The organism is Microbacterium sp. SCPM-O-B-15248 (M128) (assembly GCF_058214835.1).
The window spans coordinates 74,245-95,030 of record NZ_JBYQLI010000010.1; the positions used below are offsets into that span (position 1 = coordinate 74,245).

The following is a 20,786-nucleotide window of genomic DNA, read 5'->3' on the forward strand; positions in this document are numbered from 1 at the left end:
GTTCCCGATGGACGGCCGCTCACGCCGAGACGGCGTGGATGTGGCGACGCACGGCGAAGAACCCGTCGAGCGACGTCAGCGCCGTCTGCTCGACACCCGGCTCGAGACCTCGGCGCGTGATGAGCCGCACGAAGATCCGGCCGAGATCGGGGAAGTCCCGGCGCACCACGAGCCCGGCCGGAGCGCGCCCCGCGGTGGGGAGCACCGCGATGCCGAGTCCGGCCCGCGCCGCCGCGATGACGCCCTCGAGGCTGCCCGACTCCGCCGCGATGTCGACGCGCGCGCCGATGTCACCGAGCTCCTGCAGGGCGCGCTGCCGCATGCCGCACGGCTCGACGTACGCCACGAGCGGGACCGCCTCCCCGTGCGCCGGGGGCTGCCAGCCGGGCGACGCGTACCAGTTCAGTGGCAGGTCGCCCACCTCGACGCCGGCCACGGTCGACCCGGTGTCGAGCACGACCGCGAGGTCGATGGTGCCCTTGGATACGGCATCCGTCATCCGCGTGGACCGATCGATGTGGAACTGCACCTGCCGCTCGGGGAACGCGCGGCGCAGGGTTCCGAGGAGTTCGGGCAGGATCTGCTCGGCCGCCGTCTCGGTCGAGCCGACCACGATCGTGCGCGCGCGGGTGACGTCCAGGCGCGCGAGCGCCTCGTCGTGCACCGCGAGGATGCGACGGGCCTCGGCCAGCAGCTTCTCGCCCGCGAGCGTGAACCGCGCCCGCCTCCCGTCGCGCTCGACGAGGGGCTGTTGCAGACGCTTCTCGAGGGAACGCACGTGCTGGCTCACGGTGGGCTGGCTCATGTGGAGCGCGACCGCGGCACGTCCGAATCCGCCGCACTCGTCGATCGCGACGAACGTGCGGAGTTGGATGATGTCGAGGGTCTCGGCCATGCCTGGACGATAGACGGCGGCGGGGCGCTCGCGCTCGGCGGCGGTCACGCGCGTTCACACGGCATCCATCACGCGGCACGATGAGTGCCCATCACGGAGCGGGCATTGCTCGTCGGGGAGGGGCTTCCTAGGCTCGGACCGGCGCGCGCCACCCGACCGGCGCGACGGCAGGGAGTGAGAGATGAGCGACTTCTTCGACCGCGAGGGCGATCGCGCCTACACGCGCGACTACAAGGAGACGACGCCGGACGTACTGGCGGCGTTCACGGCGTTCAACGACAGCGTCTTCGCGCCGGAGGGGCGCGAGATCCCGCTGAAGTTCCGCGAACTCATCGCCCTTGCCGTCGCCATCACGACCCAGTGCACCTACTGCATCGACGGCCACTCGCAGGCGGCCGTGCGCGCGGGGGCGTCGAAGGCCGAACTCGCCGAGGCCGCGTGGGTCGCCACCGCGATCCGCGCCGGCGGCGGGTTCGCCCACGGGCGGCTCGCGTTCAAGCTGTCCGGCATCCACGAGGCCGAAGCGGTGCACGCACATGTCTGACGTCCTGGTCACCGCGACCGAGCTGCACGACGCTCTCGCTGCCGGTCGATTCGCGGACGGCGGTCCGGTCCGGGTGCTCGACGTGCGCTGGCGCCTCGATCGCCCCGACGGGCGGCCCGAGTACCTCGCCGGGCACATCCCGGGCGCACAGTACGTCGACCTCGACCACGACCTCGCCGCGCACGGCGAGCCCACCGACGGACGGCATCCGCTCCCCCCGGTCGAGGCGTTGCAGGACGCGGCCCGCCGCTGGGGCATCGACGACGGCGACACCGTCGTCGTCTACGACGATCTGAAGAACCTCTCGAGCGCCCGCGCGTGGTGGCTCCTGCGGCACGCCGGCGTCGCCGACGTGCGCCTGCTCGACGGGTCGCTGCGGGCGTGGACCGACGCCGGGTTCGACCTGGAGTCCGGGGATGCCGCGGCCCCCGCGCCCGGATCGGTGACCCTCGCCTATGGGGCTCTCCCCGTGCTGTCGCTCGAGGACGTGTCGGGGTTCGCCGACTCCGAGCTGCTGCTCGACGCGCGCGCGGCCGAGCGGTATCGCGGCGACGTCGAACCGATCGATCCGCGCGCGGGACACGTGCCCGGGGCCGTCAGCGCGCCGACCACCGAGAACGTCGGTCCCGACGGCCGGTTCGCGGACCCGGAGGCTCTACGCGCCCGCTTCGTCGCGCTCGGCGCGCTGTCGGGGGTCGAGGTCGGCGTGTACTGCGGCTCGGGAGTGACGGCGGCGCACGAAGCGGTCGCCCTGACGCTCGCCGGCTTCACCCCGCGGGTGTTCCCCGGGTCGTGGAGCCAGTGGTCGAATCACCCCGAGCTGCCGGTGGCGACGGGTTCCGAACCCCGCTGACCTCCGGGAGCGTCAGCCCCAGAGGTGCTCGACGGGCACGGCGCGGCCGAGGACGTTCTCGGCCGCGCGGTGTCCCGAGAGCAGCGCGCCGGGAACGGTCGCCGGGTCGTCGCCCCACGTGGCCTCGCCCGCGAGGTGCAGCACTCCGCCGACGGGCTCGGCCAGCTCATCGTGGTCGGGCCCGACGGAACCGGGCTTCATGTAGCTGTACGACCCGCGCGAGAACGGGTCGTCCTGCCAGCGCGTGACGACGACGCTCTCCGGCTCGGGAACGTGCGCGCCGTACAACCGGCGCAGCTGCGCGAGCGTCGAGGCCGCGATCTCCTCGTCGCTCCAGTGCCGCGTGGCGACGGCGGCCGGGCCCGCGGCGAAGGTCAGGAGAGCGGCCTCGTCGTGGATGCGCCCGAGGTCGTACCAGGAGTGCCACCACTCCCCTTCGTCGCCGAACTGGCGGATGCCGTAGACCCCGGCATCCCAGAACTTCTCGCGGAAGCGCAGCACGACCTTCTCGAAGGCATTGGATGCCAGGACGCCCAGGACGCGCCGATGGGTGTCGGGCAGCGACGGGGCGATGGCGACGTCACCCGACTGGAGGACGCCGATGGGGAGCGTGACCACGGCCGTCGCCCCGTGGAAGGTGCCGCGATCGGTCGTCACGGTGACGCCGGTGGCGGACCACTCGATCGCGCCGACGACGTGTTCCAGCCGCACATCGAGGCCTTCGGCGAGGTTCGTCGCGAGTTCGTCGTATCCGCGCGGGAAGACGACCTCGTCGCCGTTCACGGTGTCGTCGTCGAGTCCGTGCGCGCCGAGCACCGACATGTGGACGCCGTACTGCTCCTCGGCGCGGCGGCCGTTGTATTCGCGGACGCGCTGCGCGCGTTCGGGCGCCCAGTCGCGCCCGGCGAGGGCCTCGTCGACGACGTCGGCGTAGGTGGCGTCCGGGGCCGAACGCGCAATGACCTCGACGAGGTCGGCGTTCAGGGCGCGCACGTCGTCGGCGAACGCCTGCACCTCCTCGGGCGTGAGGCGGGCGGCATCCGGACCGAAATAGGCCAAGGGGCGGCTGTCGGGCTGGTACCCGCCGACGGTGAACTCGGCCATGGGCATGCCGAAAGCGCGGGCGGCCGCCTCGACGGGACTGTCGTCGATGCCGTGGATCCAGGACGCACCCCGGTCGGTGACTCGGTGCCCGTCGCGCTGCGAGTGCACGCGTCCCCCGACGCGGTCACGGGCTTCCACGACGACGACGCGGCGCCCCTCCCGCGCGAGGAGACGGGCGGCTGACAGACCGGCGATGCCCGCTCCGACGACGACGGTGTCGAACTGGTCCTGCATGACGGCTCCCTCGGGTAGACGACCGTGTGACGAGAGTAGTCTCCGCGCTGCGGCGGCGGCATTAGGGTGAGCGCATGATCCCGTGGGCGAACGTGGCGGCATTCGTGCTGGCATCCGTGGTCATCATCGTGATCCCCGGTCCCAGCGTGCTGTTCGTGATCGGCCGGTCGATCGCCCTCGGTCGCCGCGCCGGTGTGCTGAGCGTCGTCGGCAACGCGCTCGGCACGATCCCCGCCGTCGTGGCCGTCGCCTTCGGGGTCGGAGCGATCGTCGCGTCGTCGGTGGTGGCGTTCACCGTGCTGAAGATCGTCGGCGCGGTCTACCTCGTGTGGTTGGGCATCCAGGCGATCCGCCATCGACGTGCGCACGCCGACATCGGCGCGGTCGGCGGCCGGTCGGCGTGGACCCTGCTGAGACAGGGCATCATCGTCGGCGCGACCAATCCCAAGACGATCGCCTTCTTCGTCGCGGTGCTGCCGCAGTTCGTGGCCCCGGGCGCGGGGCCCGTCTGGGCGCAACTTCTCCTGCTCGGGCTCGTGTTCCAGGTGCTCGCGCTCGCGTGCGACAGTGCGTGGGCGCTGGCCGCGGGGACCGCGCGCGACTGGTTCGCCCGGTCGCCGCGGCGGATGTCGACGCTCGCGGGGACGGGCGGCGCGATGATGATCGGCCTCGGCGGGACGCTGGCGCTGACGGGCGCGAAAGCGTAGACCGGAGCCGCTCGCACGCAGCCCGACCCGCGCCGCTCACGCAGGCGGCCGCGCCGCTCCGCTCACTCGCAGCCGACGCCGTCCCCGTCGCGGTCGAGCCGCGAACTGTAGCCGGGGTCGCCGCGGCGGACGGGCGCTGCGCCCGCGTTGCGGGCCTCCGTGCAGTTCGCGTAGGAGACGTTCTGGCCCGTCGATGCTTCCCGCACCGGTGCGGACTGCACGGGCTCGGGCGGCGCGGGGACCTTGGTCTTGAGATCCGCGATCTCGGCCGCGCGCGCGTCGAGATCCGCCTTCGCCGTCACGGCGGCCGCTTCCAGAGCGGTCACCTGGGCGGTCGCTGTCGCGAGCTTCTGCTCCGCCGCAGTCGCGCGCGCCTGCGCCCCCTCGAGGTCTTCACGGGCCGTGTCGGCGGCATCCTCGGCGCTCTCCGACGCCGTCTCGGCCTCACTGACGGCGACCTCCAGCGCGCTCACCTGCGCCTTCAGCGCGTCGCGCTCGCCCAGCGATCCGGCTCCGCCGCTGCCTGCACCGACCATCAGTCCGACCACGAGCGCCGTTCCGGCCGCGATGGCAGCCGTCCGTCGTCGCACCGACGCGGGAGGCTGAGCCTGTGCGGCATCGTCTCGTGGCTGTCCTCCGCGGCGCAACGCGGTCGTCGTCGCGGGCTCGAGGGCCTCGGTCGCGGCCTGTTCTTCGTCGAACCACCGCGTCCCGTCCCACCACCGCGCCTCGCCGTTCGCGTGCGCCGCCGGATACCAGCCGGCCGCGGGCAGCTCGGAATTCCCCATGTGCTCTCCCCCAAGAACAGGACCCGGAAGGTCCCCCTCGACGCGTCGGATCGCGCGTCTGCCGCACAGCATGGCACATCCCGCGGGCGTGCCGTTGTCTGCGTCGCACTCGTCCCGTTCGCCGTGTTCGCTCCGATCTCGTGTCCACCACGCCCGGGGCTCCTACCGAAGGTCGGACGGCCGGACACCGAACTGATGCGTCACCTATGAATCACGAAAAGGTAACGGCATCCTCTTCCGTTCCGTTACCTCACCGTTATAGAGTCATCGCACGGTAGTTGTTTTGCTGTGGCAGCTACCGACATGTGATTGCAGGACACTCTGGTGCAGGGATAAGGGCCGGTCGACACTCCTCGACCGGCCCTTCGTCTTGCCCCGGGACGCGGGAGGATGGGCACGTGAAAGATGAGGATCTGACCGACCCCGACGGGCGCCTCGTACTCGTGCGCCACGGCGAGACCGAGTGGAGCCGCAGCGGACGCCACACGGGGCTCACCGACATCCCGCTCACCGAGACCGGCGCCTACAAGGCCGAGCTCGCCGGGACGCTGCTGGCGACCCGGCACTACGACCTCGTCCTGACGAGCCCACTGCACCGGGCGGTCGAGACCGCCGCGCGCGCCGGCTACCCGCACGCGGAGCACGAGCCGCGCCTCGTCGAATGGGACTACGGCGCCTACGAGGGACTCACGACCCCCGAGATCACCGCGCAGCTCGGCCGCCCGTGGACGATCTGGCAGTCCGGCGCTCCGGCGGGCGAGACGCCGGGCGAGAGCGTCGAGCAGGTCACCGCCCGCGCCGAGTCACTCCTGGACGATCTGCGCCCCCGCGTGCGCGCGGGTGAGCAGGTGCTGGTCTTCTCGCACTCGCACTTCTTGCGCGCCCTCGCCGGAGTCTGGCTCGGACTGACCGCCGCGGGCGGGCGCTACTTCGTCCTGGGCACCTCCGCGGTCAGCGAGCTCGGCTTCGAGCACGGCTCCGAGGTCATCACGCAGTGGAACCACGTGCGCGGACGCTGAGCCGAACCTCGAATCATCACGAAGAGATCACGACGACCTCTTCCCTTCCGTTATCTCACCGTTATAGAGTGCTCGCACGGTAGTTGTTTTGCTGTGGCAGCTACCGACATGTGATTGCAGGACACTCTGGTGCAGAGGGCCGGTCGGATGCCGCTCCGACCGGCCCTTCCTGTCTTCACCCGGGCGCTCGAGGTGCCCCGCTAGTTGCTTCTGCTGCGACGGCGGCGCAGGATCATGAGCCCGCCGCCGAGTGCCATGAGTGCCACCGCCGCCGCGGCCCACAGTCCGAGCCCCTCGGCATCCGTTCCGGTGACGGCGAGAGCCCCGTGGCCCGCGCCCCGCGACGGTTCGGCATCCGCGACCGACGGGGCAGGAGTCCCCTGATCCGAATCGGTCGGCTCCTCGCCGCCGGGCGGCGTCGTACCCGGCTCCACGGGGTCGACCGCTGCCGCCCGGACGGTGAACAGCGCCACGCGTGAGCGATCGACGGCGCCGTAGGGGTCGCTCGACCGGACGTACCAGCCGTGCTCACCCTCCTCAGTCAGGGGCCAGGATGCCGACACGATCGTTCCGCTGGCGACACCGGTGAAGGACGCGATCTCGGTGGTCCCGAGGACTTCGGCCGAGAATGCATCCGTGCCGAGCACACGCTCGTGCGGCTCGATGCCCAGCTGGTCGTACGTCAGCTCGAACTCCTGCTGCGCGTACGGGTCGTCCGTGGGACCGAGCAGGCTCGGCTCGTCGGAGTTGTAGCGATCGAGCGACGGCGAGTAGGTGCGCACCATCATGCGTTCGCCCTCGTTGTCGAAGTGCAGCAGACGGAGGTATCCGAGACCGCCCTCGGGCAGGCCCTGGTAGTCGAAGAGCATCGAGTACACCGTCCGGTCGTCGACGCCGTCGCCGTCGTCGTCGAACGCATCGGTCCGAAGGAACGCGTCGTGGTAGTGACCGGACATGACCATGCGCACGTTGGGATTCGGTGCGACGACCTCGTCGAGGACGCGCTGCGGGATGGCCCCCAGACCCCCGGTGGTGAGGATGAACTCGTGCTGCGCCACGATCGCGACCCGGTCGGGGTATCGCTTCAGCACCTCGTTCATCCACGCGATCGACGCGTCGTCGGGGAGCCATCCGGTGTACAGCATCAGGAAGTCGATGCCCCCGGCCGAGACGAGGTCGTAGTGGCCGCGGTTGTTCTCGTAGCTCCCGCCGTACCAGGGGTTCCCCGCGAATCGGTCCTCACCGAAGTACCTGCCGTAGTTCGTGTAGTCGCCGACGTCGTGCCCGACGTCGTGATTCCCCGCCAGCACACCGTAGGGCAGCCCCGCGGCATCCAGCCGGTCGTACTGCACGTCGGCGCGCTCCCACTGCGGGAGGACGTCGTAGTCATCGACGATGTCGCCGGTGTGGAACACATACTGCAGGTTGAGGTCGTCCCGACGATCCAGGAAGTACGAGTGGATGGCCTCCTGGTGCTTGTAGGGCTCGCCCGCCATCTCGTTCTCGTTGTAGTACTGGGTGTCCGACTCCCACCCGAACGTGAAGTCGTAGTCCGAACGGGCCACGTCGTCGGGGTTGTGGGGCGTCACCTCGCTGTCGCGCGTGCTGCGGTCGGGAGCCGCGAAGCCCTCCGAGTGCTGCACGAGCAGGCGCACGGCACCGTCGACCGCGTAGGCGTCGACGGAGACGACGCCGTCCAGTTCGAACGCCTCATCGTCGGCGGTCGCCACATGGCGGTCCACCTCGTCCCACCCCGAACCGTCCGGTCGCTGGGCCGACAGGATCACCGTGGCGCCGGCGTTCGCCCGTCCCGACCACGTCGCCCGCACGTCTGCGCCCGCGTCCGCGGCCTCCACCGCCACCTCGAAGAGCTGGTAGGGGAACGCCTCGGCGCTCGTGACGTCGTCCGAGAGTCCGTCGACGTCGGCCAGTGTCTCGACCTGCGCGCGGGACAGCGTCTGCGGCGCGGCGCGGTCCACGGACGCGGCGTCGGCGACGGTGCCCGACTGCACCGAGACGTCGCCGTCCGCGAGATCGACTCGACGTCCCTCGAGGAACGCGACGTCGAGAGGATCGCCCTGCGGATCTTCGACTTTCGCCTGCAGCGTCACGTCGCCGGCGGAGACCTCGGCGCCTTCGGCGGGTGCGAGGAGCCCGGCGGCGGGCTGCTCGGCGTACGTCTCGAACGTGGCCTTCCAGGTCGTCGCGTTGCCGACGACGTCGGTGGCGCCGATCTCCAGCACGTGGTCGCCCGCCGAGAGGGCCACCGACGAGGTCTGGTAGGGCAGGGCGATCTCCGCGCCGTCCAGGCGCGCGCTGACGGCGGCCACCCCCGACCCGGCGTCGACGACCTCGGCGTCGATGTCGATCGTGCCGCGATACGCCGTTCCGTCCTCGACGCGCGAAGTGACCGCCGGCGCGGTGTTGTCGACGCGGGCCGTGCGCGAGACCGTCTCGTCACCGTCGGTGGCGGCGATCACGACGTCGCCGTCGGCGTGTGCGGACGTGTCCCACGTGTGGGAGATGGCGGTGTACGCGTCTTCGGGGACGGAGAAGCGGGCGTCGAAGAAGTCGAGCTTGCCCGTGCTGTCGCCCATCCGAAGGACCGCGGCGGGGTCGTCGTATCCGGCCGGGGTGAGCGTGCGACCGTCCGGCAGGATGAGACGCAGCCCGCGGATCTCGAAGTCGTCGTTGTTCTCGTCGGGGTCGATCTCGGGGGCCTTCTTCGTGCCCGCCCAGACGCTGGCCGTCAGAGCCTCGCCACGCCGGAGGTAGTCGAGCGGGACGGGCGTGACGATGGTCTCCCACCCTTCGGTGCCCGTGTCGAAGATCGTGAGCACGTCGTCGCCGATGCGCACACCGTTCTTGAAGTAGTAGTTGACGTTGGTCGCTTCGAAGACGAACACGGGACGCGATTCGAGACTCGGCGCGGTCTCGACGCGCTCCCCGTCGATCGAGAGCGACAGCGGGCTCGGGTACGAGTCACCGGATGCCACGACCTCGATCGCGCCGCGGACGAACTGACCGTCCTCGACGTTGAGGCGCACCGGGTCGTCGGAGGTTCCGGCGACGGCGACGCGGCGCTCGTCCGTGGTGACGGAGTTCGTGCCGTCGGTGGCGGTGACCGTGTAGGCGTACCAGCGCTTGCCGGTGAGGTCGACGGCCTTCACCGTGTGCCGGAACACGCCGTCACCGGCGTCCGTGAGACTGATCCGCAAGGGCTGCTCATCGACGTCGTTGCGAAGCTCGAGCGTGGCGGTGCGGACGTCGACGTCGTCGGCGAGGGCGAGGTCGATCACGAAGTCGCTGCCGGGCACGATCTCCGCGGCCGTGCGGTCGGTCACCGTGGGTGCCGTCGTGTCGACGGGCGTGACGACCGGCGTCGCGGCGATCTGCGCGTCCTGCACCGCGCCGGGGCTGGCGGGCACGATGTCGAGGATGCGCTGGGCCGCGGCATCCGCGGTCGCGGTGAAGCGGATGCCCTTGTCCGCCTGGGTGTCGTCGCGACCGTCCAGGTTGTAGAAGGCGGTGCTCACCGGGTGGCCGGTGTTGGTCGACACCTGGACGCCGCGCGGGCTGCCGTTGGCCATGCCTGCGGAGGAGATCTCCACCAGCGTCTCCCCCGCGACCAGCGAGGTTGCGAACTGGCGGTTGAAGTCGTCGGCCGTGAGGGCGTCATTGGCGCCGTTCTTGATCCAGAACACCAGCGCGCTGCGACCCGGGATCACGACGTCCGCGGGCACGGCCGGCCAGCGGCTGACGGTGCCCTCCACGGGGTAGAGGTAGTCGATGGCGTAGTCGGAGAAGTCGATGGGCGCATCGGTGGCGTTGAACACCTCGATGAACTCGTACCCGTCCGACCCGCCGACGTTGGTCGAGTCGGGCAGAAGCTCGGTGACCTGGAGCGGTGCGCCCGGGAGCGGCGACCCGCCCGGCACGGTCGCGGTGGGCATGGGGGTCGCCGTGGGAGTGGGGGTCGCCGTGGGAGTGGGGGTCGCCGTGGGCGACGGAGCGGCGCCAGGATGCACCACCGCCTCCGGCAGCACGGTGCCGGGCGATGGGGCGGCGTTCACACCGAGCACGTCGAGCCGGCGCTCCGCGGGGTCGGCGGGCAGGCGGAAGTGCGTCGCGAGGTCGGCACCGAACGCGCCCGACGGCGCGTGCGACCACGAGGTGAGCTCGCCGTTCTCGACGACCCGGATGCCGCGGTTTCCCCCGTTGGCGATACCGGCCTGCCCGGTGAGCCGGACGACCTGCACGTCGTCGGCGACCGTGTGGAACGCGCGGAAGTCCGCGACCGTGCGGGCCGAGGCGTCCACGGAGCCGGAGGTGTAGCTCACCCACAGCAGCGCGGTCTCCCCCGCGGCGAGCCTCGCCGGCTCGGCCGTGAGGGGGACGTCGCGTGTGCGGTCCGCGGAGTCGTCGTAGGAGTACGCGAACGTGATGCCGGATGCCGCGAGGTCGACGACGGCATCCGAGATGTTGTGGATCTCGACGTACTCGAAGTTGTCGGCGCCGGTGTTGTCGGCGACGATCTCGGTCACCACGACGGTCGACGCGGGTGTCGCGGCATGAGCGACCGGGGCGGCGAGGGTCGGGATACCCGCGGCGACGAGCGCCGTCGCGAGGGCTGCGGGAAGGATGCGGGAACGCGGAGAACGGATGGCGGAGCCACCTTCATCTGGGGGGACGCGTCGACGGTAGGCAAGCCGACGGAGCGACGCGTGAACGCCACCGTCCTCCCGGGTGTCCACCGGGTGACGTCGGGCGTTACCCGGATCTGCTACTCGTGCGGGGGCGCGAGGGTATCGCGCGGCTCTACGCTGAGTTCATGACCGATCGTCGCCTCGCCGTCCAGGCATGGGAGAGCCTGTTCCGCGCGCAGCATGAGGTGTTCGAAGACCTGCGCACCGATTTCGAGTGCGCGGAGCTCTCGCAGGCCGAGTACGACGTGCTCCTGACGGTCACCCGGAGCCGTGGCATGACCGCGCGCCTGCGCGACGTGACCGCCAACATGCTCATCAGCCAGCCCAGCGTCTCGCGCCTCGTGGAGCGGATGGCCGCACGGGGACTCGTGACCAAATGCGCCGACCCCGACGACGGCCGCGGGGCGCTCGTGACCGCGACCGAGGCCGGGGCGGTGGCGTTCCGCCGCATCGCATCGACGCACGCCACCTCGATCGCCGACCGCATGGCACGCCTGGACGACACCGAGCTGGCCCAGCTGCAGGCCCTCACGGCCAAGCTCCGCGACCAACGCTGACCGGCTGCGCGTGGCGAAAGCCCATGTCCGGGCCGAACGCCCCCGTTCGGTACGTCCGTGAGGTGGGTGCTCGACCCGGATATGAGCGCTCGCCGCGCCGCCCGCCGCTCAGCACTCGATGACGTTGACCGCGAGGCCGCCCTCGCTCGTCTCCTTGTACTTCGTCGACATGTCGATGCCGGTCTGCCGCATCGTCTCGACGACGGTGTCCAGCGACACGTAGTGGGTTCCGTCGCCGCGCAGAGCGAGGCGGGCGGCGGTCACGGCGGTCGACGCGGCGATGGCGTTCCGCTCGATGCACGGGATCTGCACGAGCCCGCCGACCGGGTCGCACGTGAGTCCGAGGTGGTGTTCCATCGCGATCTCGGCGGCGTTCTCGATCTGCCGGTTCGTGCCGCCCATCACCGCCGTCAGTCCGCCCGCGGCCATGGCGCACGCGGAGCCGACCTCGGCTTGGCATCCACCCTCGGCTCCGGAGATCGAGGCGTTGTTCTTGAACAACGAGCCCAGAGCCGCCGCGGTGAGCAGGAATCTCCGGATCCCGCGACGCCGATTGGCCTCGGCCACTCGCGCGTCGTCCCACTCCTCCGTTTCGTCGCGCGTCGCGCCGTGACCGGGGAACCTCAGCAGCGCACTCCCCACGAGTTCTCCGTGCGGGGTGACGGCGTTACCGACACCGAGCCCCGAGTCGGCGAGGAAGCGCCACCAGTACATCGCGACGGCGGGCAGGATGCCGGCTGCACCGTTGGTCGGCGCGGTGACGACGCGTCCGCCCGCGGCGTTCTCCTCGTTCACGGCGAGCGCGAAGGCGCCGAGCCACTCCCCGGGCAGCTCGCGGTGCCCCTCGGCCTCGATCCCCTCGAGCTGCGCACGGATCACGGACGCGCGCCGCTTCACCTTCAGGATGCCGGGCAGCACCCCGTCGTGGCTCAATCCGGCGTTCACGCAGGAGGCCATGGCATCCCAGATCCGGTCCAGACCCTCGGCGATCTCCTCGTCGGAACGCGACGCCTCTTCGTTGCGGCGTGCCGCTTCGGCGATCGTGATCCCGCGCTCGTCGCACAGCGCGATCAACGTCGCCGCGTCCGTGTACGGGAACGGAACCGGCGCAGCGGCGATCCGCGGGGGTTCCCCGTCACGGCGGATGAAGCCGCCCCCGACCGAGAAGTAGGTCTCGTCGGCGACGATCGCCCCGTCGGCGTCCCGCGCGGACAGCGTCATCGCGTTCGGGTGCCCCGGCAGCCGCGTGCGGGGCGCGAGCACCACGTCGCCCTTCGAGAACGGGATGCCGTGGATGCCGGCGAGCAGGAGCGCCCGACCGTCGGGCCAGTCCGACCACGCCCGGCGCACGGCATCCGGGTCGACCGTCTCGGGCTGGAGGCCCTGGAGCCCGGCGACCACGGCGTCGGGGGTGCCGTGCCCGATCCCGGTCGCGCCGAGCGACCCGTACAGGGCGCAAGAGACGGATGCCACGTTCTCGAGCACTCGGGTGGAGCGCAGTCGTGCGGCGAAATCAGCGGCGGCCCTCATGGGGCCGACCGTGTGGGAGCTCGAGGGTCCTACACCGATGGAGAACAGCTCGAACGCCGAGACGTAGGCGCTCATGCCTCCAGCGTACGTCGCGCCCGCTTCACCGCCCGGACACGTGCGCGCCACGCCCGAGATGCGTGCGCGTCGGCGCCGATTAGACCTCGGCGCAGGTCCCGGCTATGCTGGACCACGGCCTGCGCGCCGTTTCGCGCGGAGGCCCTGCGCCCGTAGCTCAATGGATAGAGCATCTGACTACGGATCAGAAGGTTAGGGGTTCGAGTCCCTTCGGGCGCACACTGTGTTGAGACAGTGACAGACCCGGCCCGGAAGAGATTCCGGCCGGGTCTTTTCTCTCTCCCGCGGACGCGGCGGACCCGCACCGGGAATCAGGCCGAGGTCGACTTCTTCTTCTTGCCGCCCGCCGCCTCGACCGGAGCCGCGTCGCGCGCGGCAGCCGCGTGCTCCTTCGCCCGCTTCTTCGCCTGCGAGGCCAAGCGGGCGAGGTCGACCATGCGCAACGCGTCCATGCGGGCGCGACGCATCGTGGCGTAGTCGGGGTCGGCATCCTCGGTCATGCCCTCGACGTCGAGCCGTTTCGAGAGGTTCGCCTCGACGTCGCCCCAGGCCGCCGCGCGGGCGGCGGCGACGAGCTCACCGACCCGTTCGGGATCGTCCGCGAAATCGCGCAGTTCCTTCGCGACACCGCGGGACTGGCGGGCGCGACGGCGGAGGTTGCGAGTGTCGCGGTCGCGGTAATCGTGCGTGCCCGAGGAGTCCGAGAAACGGCCCCACGCGCGCTTGCGCTGCTGCGTGACGCGGTCGGCCGCCTGATCCTGCTCGTCGGCGAGCGCGCGCAGCGTCTGGCGCGCGAACTCCGCGAACAGGGCACCGTCGAAGTGCCCACCCCGCGCGATCGTCTCGACGAGGAGGTGGTTGCGTATGGTGAGCCGCGCCGCGGCCGTCGCGATCGACAGCCCCTCGGCGATGGCATCCTTCGTCCGGCCCACGCGACCTCCCGTACCAGGCTATCGTCCGGGCCGCGCGCGCGAGCCCGCGGTCACTCCAGGGCGGAGACGATGTTCGCGATGCGGCGTGCACGGGTCTCGGGCGCCTTCGCGCCGTCGACGCTCCCGGCGTGCGCCTTGCGGACACTCGGGGCGAGAGCGTCGAACGCGGCGCGGACACCCGCCTCGGCGAGCGCCGCCGCGAGGTCGTCCGGTACTTCCGCGGTCCGCTCGGCGGTGTCGAGCGTCAGCTCGACCGTGATCGGGTCGCCGCCCGCGAGCCCGGTCGCTTTGCGCCTATCGGACGAAAAGGGGATGAGGTGCCGGCCGCCCATGACGCCGAGAGTGCTGGAGTACACGTAGCCGTTGACGTCGACGGTGACGGCGGCGCGTGTGCCGCCGCCCAGTCCCTCTACGACCTCGGGCGGCACCTCGATACCGGTGTTGTTGCCCATCTGGGACAGCGTGGTCTCGAACCTCATGGCGTGAGTGTGACAGAGACCGCAATAGACGAACACGGGTGGAAATGCAATCCCGGGCGGAGGGGCTCGGGTGCACGTAAGGTCGGACCCGTTGCGGAGGGCCTCGGAGAGTACTCGGGGGCCTTCTGTCATGTCCGGGGACGGTCGCCGTGTCGCCGGCCGGTGAGCCGGACCGCGTCCCCCACGGTCAGCCGTGCGACAAGGGGACCCGGATCACGGGGTGCCATCCGCGACGGCGTCGAGGAGGTCCTCGAGGGCCGTGAGGTCGAACCCGCGCACCATCGCGCGGAAATACTCCGCCAGCGCCTCGGCCATGTCGGTCGACGTCGGGTCGAGCAGCCACTGCACTTGGAGTCCGTCCATGAGCGCGATGGTCGAGACCGCCGCGCGGCCGGGATGCACTCCCGAGGCGAGTCGACCGGCCGCCGCGATGCGTTCGAACGCGCGACCCACGCTCGTGCGCACCTCTTCGTAGCGGCGACGGAAGTAGTCGTGCGCCGGGTGATCGGGGGCCGTCGCCTCGGCGGAGACGGCGCAGTACAGCTCGACCACGCCGGGCACCGACGCGTTGTGGCGGGCGAGGGCGACGAGGTTGCGCAGCGTCTCGACCCCGTCGTCGTCCTCGAAGTCCACGATCGCCCGCGCGAGCTCGTCGCGATGATCGAGCACCGCCTGCAACAGCGCGCTCTTGCGCGGGAAGTGGTGCAGCAGACCCGCCTCGCTCATCCCGACGCGCTGTGCGATCTCGCGCAGCGAACCGGAACGGTAGCCCGCCTCCGCGAAGACCTCGAGGGCCGCATCCAGGATCGCCTGCCTCGTCCCCTCGGACTTCGCATACTCGCCCCGCTGTCGCCGGGGGGTCTGCGGTCTGTCGGTCATCGCTTCACCGTACCGCCACGACGACGCCATCTCGTCGGCGTGGGAGCCCTCTCACGATCCGTTTTACAACGAATTCCTAGTGATCGCTAGTTTTTTGTCTCAAAAATCTAGCGGTCACTCGGAATTGGTGTTAGCTTCTCGCCGCAGGGTCGCTCACCCGAGCCCCGCACCACAGAGAAGAGGACAAGGATGTTCCGATGGAAGGCCACAGCAGCCCTCGCCGTCGCAGCGGCGTTGACACTGACCGGTTGCGCCGCGAATGACACCGGTGGCGGAGAGGCCGGCGCTCAGCTGACTCTCGGCGCGATCATCGCTCCCACCAGTTACGACATCGGCGCCGGCGCCGAATACGGCAACCGCAGCCCCTTCTTCCAGGCCGTCTTCGACACGCTCCTGCAGAAGAACTCCCAGGGCGAGATCGAGCCGTGGCTCGCGACCGCGTGGGAATACAACGCGGACAACACCGTCCTGACGCTCACGCTGCGCGACGACGTCTCGTTCACCGACGGCACGAAGCTCGACGCCGCTGCGGTCGTGGCCAGCCTCGAGCGCTTCCGCGACGGAACGTCGCCGCAAGCGGCGACGTTGACGGGCAAGGAGTTCGCCGCACCCGACGCCACCACGGTGACCATCACCCAGGCCGCACCCGACCCGTCCCTGGTCAACCTGCTCTCGGTCGCACCCGGCCTCGTGGAGGCCCCGTCCTCGTTCGACAACCCCGACGTGTCGACCAACCCGGTCGGCTCCGGGCCCTACATCCTCGACACCGCGGCGACGGTGACGGGCACCACGTACGTCTACACGGCCAACCCCCAGTACTGGAACAAGGACGCCGTGAAGTACGACAAGCTCACGATCAACGTCTTCGACGACACCACAGCGACCCTCAACGCCATCAAGGCCGGCGAGCTGAACGGCGCCAAGATCGCCGACAACAACACCATCTCCGAGGTCGAGGGAGCCGGCTGGACGATCGAGTCGAACGAACTCGACTTCCAGGGCCTCCTCCTGCTCGACCGCGCCGGCACCATGGCACCCGAGCTGGCCGACGTGCGCGTCCGTCAGGCGATCAACATGGCGTTCGACCGCGAGGCACTGCTGCAGTCGCTGCAGACCGGCTACGGAACGGTCACCGAGCAGGTCTTCCCGCGCACCTCGGTCGCGTACGACGAGAAGCTCGACTCCACCTACGGCTACGACCCCGCGGCAGCCAAGAAGCTCCTCGCCGAGGCCGGGTACCCCAACGGTTTCACGCTCAACATGATGTCGACGCCCGCCTTCCAGCAGACGTTCGACCTCGTCGCCCAGCAGCTCGCCGACATCGGCATCACGGTCAACTACACCGACCCCGGCACGGGCAACTTCATCTCGGACATGCTCGCTCCGAAGTACCCCGCCACCTGGATGGCCCTCGAGCAGAACCCCGACTGGCAGCTCATCAACTTCATGATCGCTCCGACCGCGACCTTCAACCCCTTCACGTACGAGGACCCGAAGGTCGACACGCTCATCTCGACGATCCAGACCGGCAGCCAGAGCGAGTCCGACGCCGCCCTGAAGGAACTGAACAAGTACATCGTCGACCAGGCCTGGTTCGCCCCGTTCTTCCGCGTGCAGGGCACCTTCGCCACCGACCCGAACACGAACCTCGAGTTCTGGCCGACCAACGCCTACCCGTCGATCTTCGGCTTCTCGCCGAAGAACTGACCCGTCGACCGGCCCGCCCGCACGTCGGGTGGGCCGGTCCGCCCCGAGGGACTACACATGTTCGCATTCATCGTGCGCCGGCTGCTGTCCGGCGTCGTCCTCGTCGCGGTCATCTCGCTGCTGGCCTTCACCCTGCTGTACGCCGCCGGTGGCGACATCGCCCGGCGCATCCTGGGCGAGACCGCGACCCCCGAGACGGTCGCCAAGAAGACCGAGGAGCTGGGCCTGGATCGGCCCCTGCTCACCCAGTACACCGATTGGCTCAGCTCGGCCGTCACGGGGAACCTCGGCCGCAGCTGGTTCAACGGAGAGCTCGTCTCGGTCAGCGTCTCCGGGCGGCTGGGCGTGACCCTGTCCATCGTCATCGGCGCCACGCTCGTCTCGGCGATCCTCTCCATCCTCTTGGGCGTCCTCGCCGCTCGCCGCGGAGGAGCAGTGGATGCCGCTGTGCAGTTCCTCTCTCTCGTCGGCTTCGCCGTCCCGGGATTCCTCATCGCCCTCTTCCTCGTCCTCGTCTTCGCCGTGAACCTCGGCTGGTTCAAGGCCACCGGATTCACGCCGCTGACGACCTCGTTCAGCGGATGGCTGGCCTCGGTCGTCCTCCCGATCGCGGCGCTCTCCATCGGAGCGATCGCCACCGTCGCGCAACAGGTGCGCGGTTCGGTCCTGGATGCCACCTCCCGCGACTACGTCCGCACGCTCCGCTCGCGCGGCCTCAGTGAGACCTCCGTCATCTACAAGCACGTGCTGCGCAACGCCGGCGGGCCCGCCCTGGCGGTCCTGGCCGTGCAGTTCGTCGGCCTCCTCGGCGGCGCCGTCATCGTCGAGCAGATCTTCGCCATCCCCGGGATGGGACAGCTCAGCGTGCGCGCGACGAGCCTCGGTGACATCCCCGTCGTCATGGGCCTGGTGATCGCGTTCGCGATCATCGTCGTCGTCGTCAACCTCCTCATCGACCTGGCCCAGGCCGCTCTCAACCCGAAGGTGCGACTGTCATGACCGCCATCGACGTCCCTCCCGCCGTCCCCGTCGCCCCCGTGCGCGTGGCGCTGTTCCGGCGCCTGCTGCGTCGGCCCGTCGGCATGGTCTCGCTCGGATTCCTCGCGATCATCGCCCTCCTGGCCTTCATCGGCCCGCTGATCGCGCCGCAGGATCCCAACTTCGCCGACATCCGCGCCATCCTCGCGGGACCGAGCCCCGCGCACCTGCTCGGGACCGACGGCAGCGGCCGCGACGTCCTGTCGCGCCTGCTCGCCGCCACCCAGACGAGCATCGCCGCCGCGCTCATCGCGGTCGTCGTCGCCGTCGTCCTCGGCGTGGTGAGCGGCCTGATCGCCGGCTACTACCAGGGGTGGTTCAATACCGCTGCCACGTGGGTCACCGAGCTGAACATGGCCCTCCCCGGCATCGTCGTGCTGCTGGCCGCCCGCGCGGTCGTCGGCCCCTCGGTGTGGGTGTCGATGGTGATCTTCGGCATCCTGCTCTCGCCCGGGTTCTTCCGTCTGGTGTACGCCTCGGTCACGGCCGTGCGCGGCGAGCTCTATGTCGACGCCGCCCGGGTCTCGGGGCTCAGCGACGCCCGCATCATCGGCCGCCACGTGCTCTCGGTCGTGCGGGCGCCCATCATCATCCAGGCCGCGATCGTGTCGGGCATCGCCATCGCGATCCAGTCGGGGCTGGAGTTCCTCGGGCTCGGCGACGTCAACGTCCCCACGTGGGGTTCGATGCTCACCGACGGCTTCAAGAACATCTACAAGAACCCGGTGCTGCTGATCTGGCCGTCGCTGGCGATCGCCCTGACGTGCATCGCCCTGACGCTCCTCGCCAACGTCCTCCGCGACGAGCTCGAGCGCACGGTGAGCGTGCGCCGTCGTCGGCGCCGCGCGGTCTCCAGCAAGACCGGTTCGATCGCCGCGGTCACGACCTCGGTCTCGCTCGGTGGCGGTGACATCGCCGACCCGGACGAGCTCCCCGAAGTGGACTCCGACGTGTTCGTCCACGCGGACGACGCCCGCAGCACCTCGGCGGACACTCTGTTGCGCGTGCGCGATCTGCACGTGGGGTACGACCAACCGGACGGCTCGCACATCGAGGTCGTCCACGGCGTATCCCTCGACATCCGCAAGGGCGAGGTCCACGGCCTCATCGGCGAATCCGGCTCGGGCAAGTCGCAGACGGCCTTCGGGGTCCTGGGCCTGCTCCCCCGCGGTGGTTCGGTCACGGGCGGATCGATCCTCTTCGACGGGACCGAAATCGCCGACGCCGACGAGAAGGTGTACGGAGGGGTGCGCGGCAAGCGCATCGCCTACATCCCGCAAGAGCCGATGAGCAACCTCGACCCGGCCTTCACGATCGGGAGCCAGCTCGTCGAGCCGCTGCGCAAGAACCTCGGGCTGTCGAAGAAGGCCGCGCGCGAGCGCGCGCTCGAGCTGCTCGCCCGCGTCGGCATCCCCGACCCGGCGCGCACCTTCGACGCGTACCCGTTCGAGGTCTCCGGCGGCATGGCCCAGCGCGTCCTCATCGCCGGCGCCGTCTCGACCGACCCCGAGCTGATCATCGCCGACGAGCCGACGACCGCGCTGGACGTCACGGTGCAGGCGGAGGTGCTCGACCTGCTGCGCGACCTGCAGCAGGAGCGCCACATGGCGATGCTGCTCGTGACCCACAACTTCGGCGTCGTCGCCGACCTGTGCGACCGCGTGACGGTCATGCAGAACGGCGTGTTCGTCGAGCAGGGCCCCGTGCGGGCGATCTTCACCGACGCGCAGCACCCGTACACGCGGGCGCTGCTGGACGCGATCCTCGACGAGGGTCCGGCACGGCCGCCGCTGGGCGCCGAGGAAGGGGTGCGGGCATGACCGCTCCGCTGCTCACCGTCGACGACCTCGTCGTCGAGTACCCGGGCAAGGGCTTCCGCGCCCAGCCCTTCCGCGCCCTGAAGGGCGTCTCGCTGGACATCCTCCCCGGGGAGACGATGGGGCTGGTCGGCGAGTCCGGGTCGGGCAAGACGACGCTCGGACGGGCCGTCCTGGGCCTCGCCCCGGTCACCGGCGGCACCGTGACGTACGACGGTCGCGACATCTCGCACCTGGGCCGCTCCGAGCGCCGCGCGCTGAGCTCGGAGATCCAGGTCGTCTTCCAGGACCCGTACTCCTCGCTCAACCCGTCGATGACGATCGAGCAGATCCTCACCGAACCGTTGACCGCCTCGGGCGTCGCCGGGTCCGAGGCGCGCTCCCGCGTGCGCGACCTGCTCGACCAGGTGGGCCTGCCCTCCGATGCGCGCAGCCGCCTGGCCCGGGAGTTCTCGGGCGGGCAGCGTCAGCGCGTCGCGATCGCCCGTGCTCTGGCGCTCCGCCCGAAGCTCATCGTCTGCGACGAGCCCGTCTCGGCGCTCGACCTGTCGACGCAGGCGCGCGTGCTCGACCTGTTCATCGACATCCAGAACCGCACCGGCGTGGCGTACCTGTTCGTCACGCACGACCTCGCCGTCGTCCGTCACATCAGCCACCGCGTGGCCGTGATGTACAAGGGCGAGATCGTCGAGACCGGACCGGCCGATCGCGTGACCTCTGCACCGGAGCACCCGTACACGCAGCGTCTGTTCATGGCCGCGCCCGTCCCCGACCCCGACCGTCAGGAGGAGCGCCGCATGGCCCGTCGCGCGCTCCTGGCCTCCTCGGCATCCTGACCCGTCCTCCCTTCGCACTCGGAAAGAACACCGTGACTCTTCCCTCCACCTCCCTGTCCGCCCCCGCGACGGAGCACCTGATCCCA

The 20,786-nt window shown here is 70.5% G+C and carries 17 protein-coding genes and 1 tRNA gene; 10 read left to right on the plus strand and 8 right to left on the minus strand.

Annotated elements, in window-relative coordinates; all coding sequences use genetic code 11:
• Nucleotides 1-19: 19 nt before the first annotated feature.
• Nucleotides 20-895: a LysR family transcriptional regulator gene (locus tag AC3E6M_RS15360; RefSeq protein ID WP_138175071.1), complete on the minus strand. Its 876-nt coding sequence runs from the start codon at nucleotides 893-895 to the stop codon at nucleotides 20-22.
• A gap of 181 nt (nucleotides 896-1,076) precedes the next feature.
• Here AC3E6M_RS15360 and AC3E6M_RS15365 point away from each other — a divergent pair, with 181 nt between their 5' ends.
• Nucleotides 1,077-1,439 (plus strand): carboxymuconolactone decarboxylase family protein, encoded by a 363-nt coding sequence (locus AC3E6M_RS15365; protein WP_138175069.1) that lies wholly within the window; start codon nucleotides 1,077-1,079, stop codon nucleotides 1,437-1,439.
• Entirely contained in the window at nucleotides 1,432-2,292 is an 861-nt protein-coding gene (locus AC3E6M_RS15370; RefSeq protein WP_138175067.1) for a sulfurtransferase, read from the plus strand. The genes AC3E6M_RS15365 and AC3E6M_RS15370 overlap by 8 nt, the downstream gene beginning before the upstream one ends.
• A gap of 12 nt (nucleotides 2,293-2,304) precedes the next feature.
• Here the strand turns inward: AC3E6M_RS15370 and AC3E6M_RS15375 are convergent, their stop codons facing one another.
• On the minus strand, nucleotides 2,305-3,630 hold the full coding sequence (locus AC3E6M_RS15375; RefSeq protein ID WP_252370962.1) for a flavin monoamine oxidase family protein: 1,326 nt from the start codon (nucleotides 3,628-3,630) through the stop codon (nucleotides 2,305-2,307).
• A gap of 74 nt (nucleotides 3,631-3,704) precedes the next feature.
• On the opposite strand from AC3E6M_RS15375, the gene AC3E6M_RS15380 reads away from it, so the two are divergent.
• Entirely contained in the window at nucleotides 3,705-4,337 is a 633-nt protein-coding gene (locus AC3E6M_RS15380; RefSeq protein ID WP_138175065.1) for a LysE family translocator, read from the plus strand.
• 62 nt (nucleotides 4,338-4,399) lie between these two features.
• Here the strand turns inward: AC3E6M_RS15380 and AC3E6M_RS15385 are convergent, their stop codons facing one another.
• Nucleotides 4,400-5,125 carry an excalibur calcium-binding domain-containing protein gene (locus AC3E6M_RS15385; RefSeq protein ID WP_490530427.1) on the minus strand — a complete coding sequence of 242 codons (726 nt, stop codon included), beginning with the start codon at nucleotides 5,123-5,125 and terminating at the stop codon, nucleotides 4,400-4,402.
• Between the two features lie 398 nt (nucleotides 5,126-5,523).
• On the opposite strand from AC3E6M_RS15385, the gene AC3E6M_RS15390 reads away from it, so the two are divergent.
• A complete protein-coding gene (locus AC3E6M_RS15390; protein WP_138175061.1) occupies nucleotides 5,524-6,144 on the plus strand; it encodes a histidine phosphatase family protein in 621 nt (206 codons plus the stop codon).
• A gap of 200 nt (nucleotides 6,145-6,344) precedes the next feature.
• Here the strand turns inward: AC3E6M_RS15390 and AC3E6M_RS15395 are convergent, their stop codons facing one another.
• The gene (locus tag AC3E6M_RS15395; protein WP_490530429.1) at nucleotides 6,345-10,898 is read right to left on the minus strand and encodes a lamin tail domain-containing metallophosphoesterase family protein; all 4,554 of its coding nucleotides are present in this window, start codon (nucleotides 10,896-10,898) and stop codon (nucleotides 6,345-6,347) included.
• A 77-nt stretch (nucleotides 10,899-10,975) separates the two neighbouring features.
• Between AC3E6M_RS15395 and AC3E6M_RS15400 the strand changes: the two genes are divergently transcribed.
• On the plus strand, nucleotides 10,976-11,407 hold the full coding sequence (locus tag AC3E6M_RS15400; protein WP_138175057.1) for a MarR family winged helix-turn-helix transcriptional regulator: 432 nt from the start codon (nucleotides 10,976-10,978) through the stop codon (nucleotides 11,405-11,407).
• 108 nt (nucleotides 11,408-11,515) lie between these two features.
• Here AC3E6M_RS15400 and AC3E6M_RS15405 read toward each other — a convergent pair whose 3' ends face one another.
• Entirely contained in the window at nucleotides 11,516-13,012 is a 1,497-nt protein-coding gene (locus tag AC3E6M_RS15405; protein WP_490530431.1) for an L-serine ammonia-lyase, iron-sulfur-dependent, subunit alpha, read from the minus strand.
• A gap of 146 nt (nucleotides 13,013-13,158) precedes the next feature.
• Between AC3E6M_RS15405 and AC3E6M_RS15410 the strand changes: the two genes are divergently transcribed.
• Nucleotides 13,159-13,231, plus strand: a tRNA-Arg gene (locus AC3E6M_RS15410).
• Nucleotides 13,232-13,323: 92 nt separating this feature from the next.
• Here the strand turns inward: AC3E6M_RS15410 and AC3E6M_RS15415 are convergent.
• From AC3E6M_RS15415 to AC3E6M_RS15425, 3 genes are all read right to left on the minus strand, one after another.
• Complete coding sequence (locus AC3E6M_RS15415; RefSeq protein ID WP_490530432.1) at nucleotides 13,324-13,944, minus strand: asparagine synthase; 621 nt, start codon at nucleotides 13,942-13,944, stop codon at nucleotides 13,324-13,326.
• A 50-nt stretch (nucleotides 13,945-13,994) separates the two neighbouring features.
• Nucleotides 13,995-14,423 carry a YdeI/OmpD-associated family protein gene (locus tag AC3E6M_RS15420; protein WP_490530434.1) on the minus strand — a complete coding sequence of 143 codons (429 nt, stop codon included), beginning with the start codon at nucleotides 14,421-14,423 and terminating at the stop codon, nucleotides 13,995-13,997.
• 213 nt (nucleotides 14,424-14,636) lie between these two features.
• Nucleotides 14,637-15,302, minus strand: coding sequence for a TetR/AcrR family transcriptional regulator (locus tag AC3E6M_RS15425; RefSeq protein WP_138175049.1), 666 nt, complete (start codon nucleotides 15,300-15,302; stop codon nucleotides 14,637-14,639).
• Nucleotides 15,303-15,491: 189 nt separating this feature from the next.
• Between AC3E6M_RS15425 and AC3E6M_RS15430 the strand changes: the two genes are divergently transcribed.
• From AC3E6M_RS15430 to AC3E6M_RS15445, 4 genes are read left to right on the plus strand one after another with little or no spacing between them, the layout of a single operon-like run.
• Entirely contained in the window at nucleotides 15,492-17,009 is a 1,518-nt protein-coding gene (locus AC3E6M_RS15430) for an ABC transporter substrate-binding protein (protein ID WP_490530436.1), read from the plus strand.
• A gap of 57 nt (nucleotides 17,010-17,066) precedes the next feature.
• Nucleotides 17,067-18,008 (plus strand): ABC transporter permease, encoded by a 942-nt coding sequence (locus AC3E6M_RS15435; RefSeq protein ID WP_490530437.1) that lies wholly within the window; start codon nucleotides 17,067-17,069, stop codon nucleotides 18,006-18,008.
• Nucleotides 18,005-19,867: a dipeptide/oligopeptide/nickel ABC transporter permease/ATP-binding protein gene (locus tag AC3E6M_RS15440; RefSeq protein WP_490530439.1), complete on the plus strand. Its 1,863-nt coding sequence runs from the start codon at nucleotides 18,005-18,007 to the stop codon at nucleotides 19,865-19,867. Before AC3E6M_RS15435 ends, AC3E6M_RS15440 begins: the two co-directional genes overlap by 4 nt.
• Nucleotides 19,864-20,700: an ATP-binding cassette domain-containing protein gene (locus tag AC3E6M_RS15445; protein ID WP_490530441.1), complete on the plus strand. Its 837-nt coding sequence runs from the start codon at nucleotides 19,864-19,866 to the stop codon at nucleotides 20,698-20,700. Before AC3E6M_RS15440 ends, AC3E6M_RS15445 begins: the two co-directional genes overlap by 4 nt.
• Nucleotides 20,701-20,786: the final 86 nt, after the last annotated feature.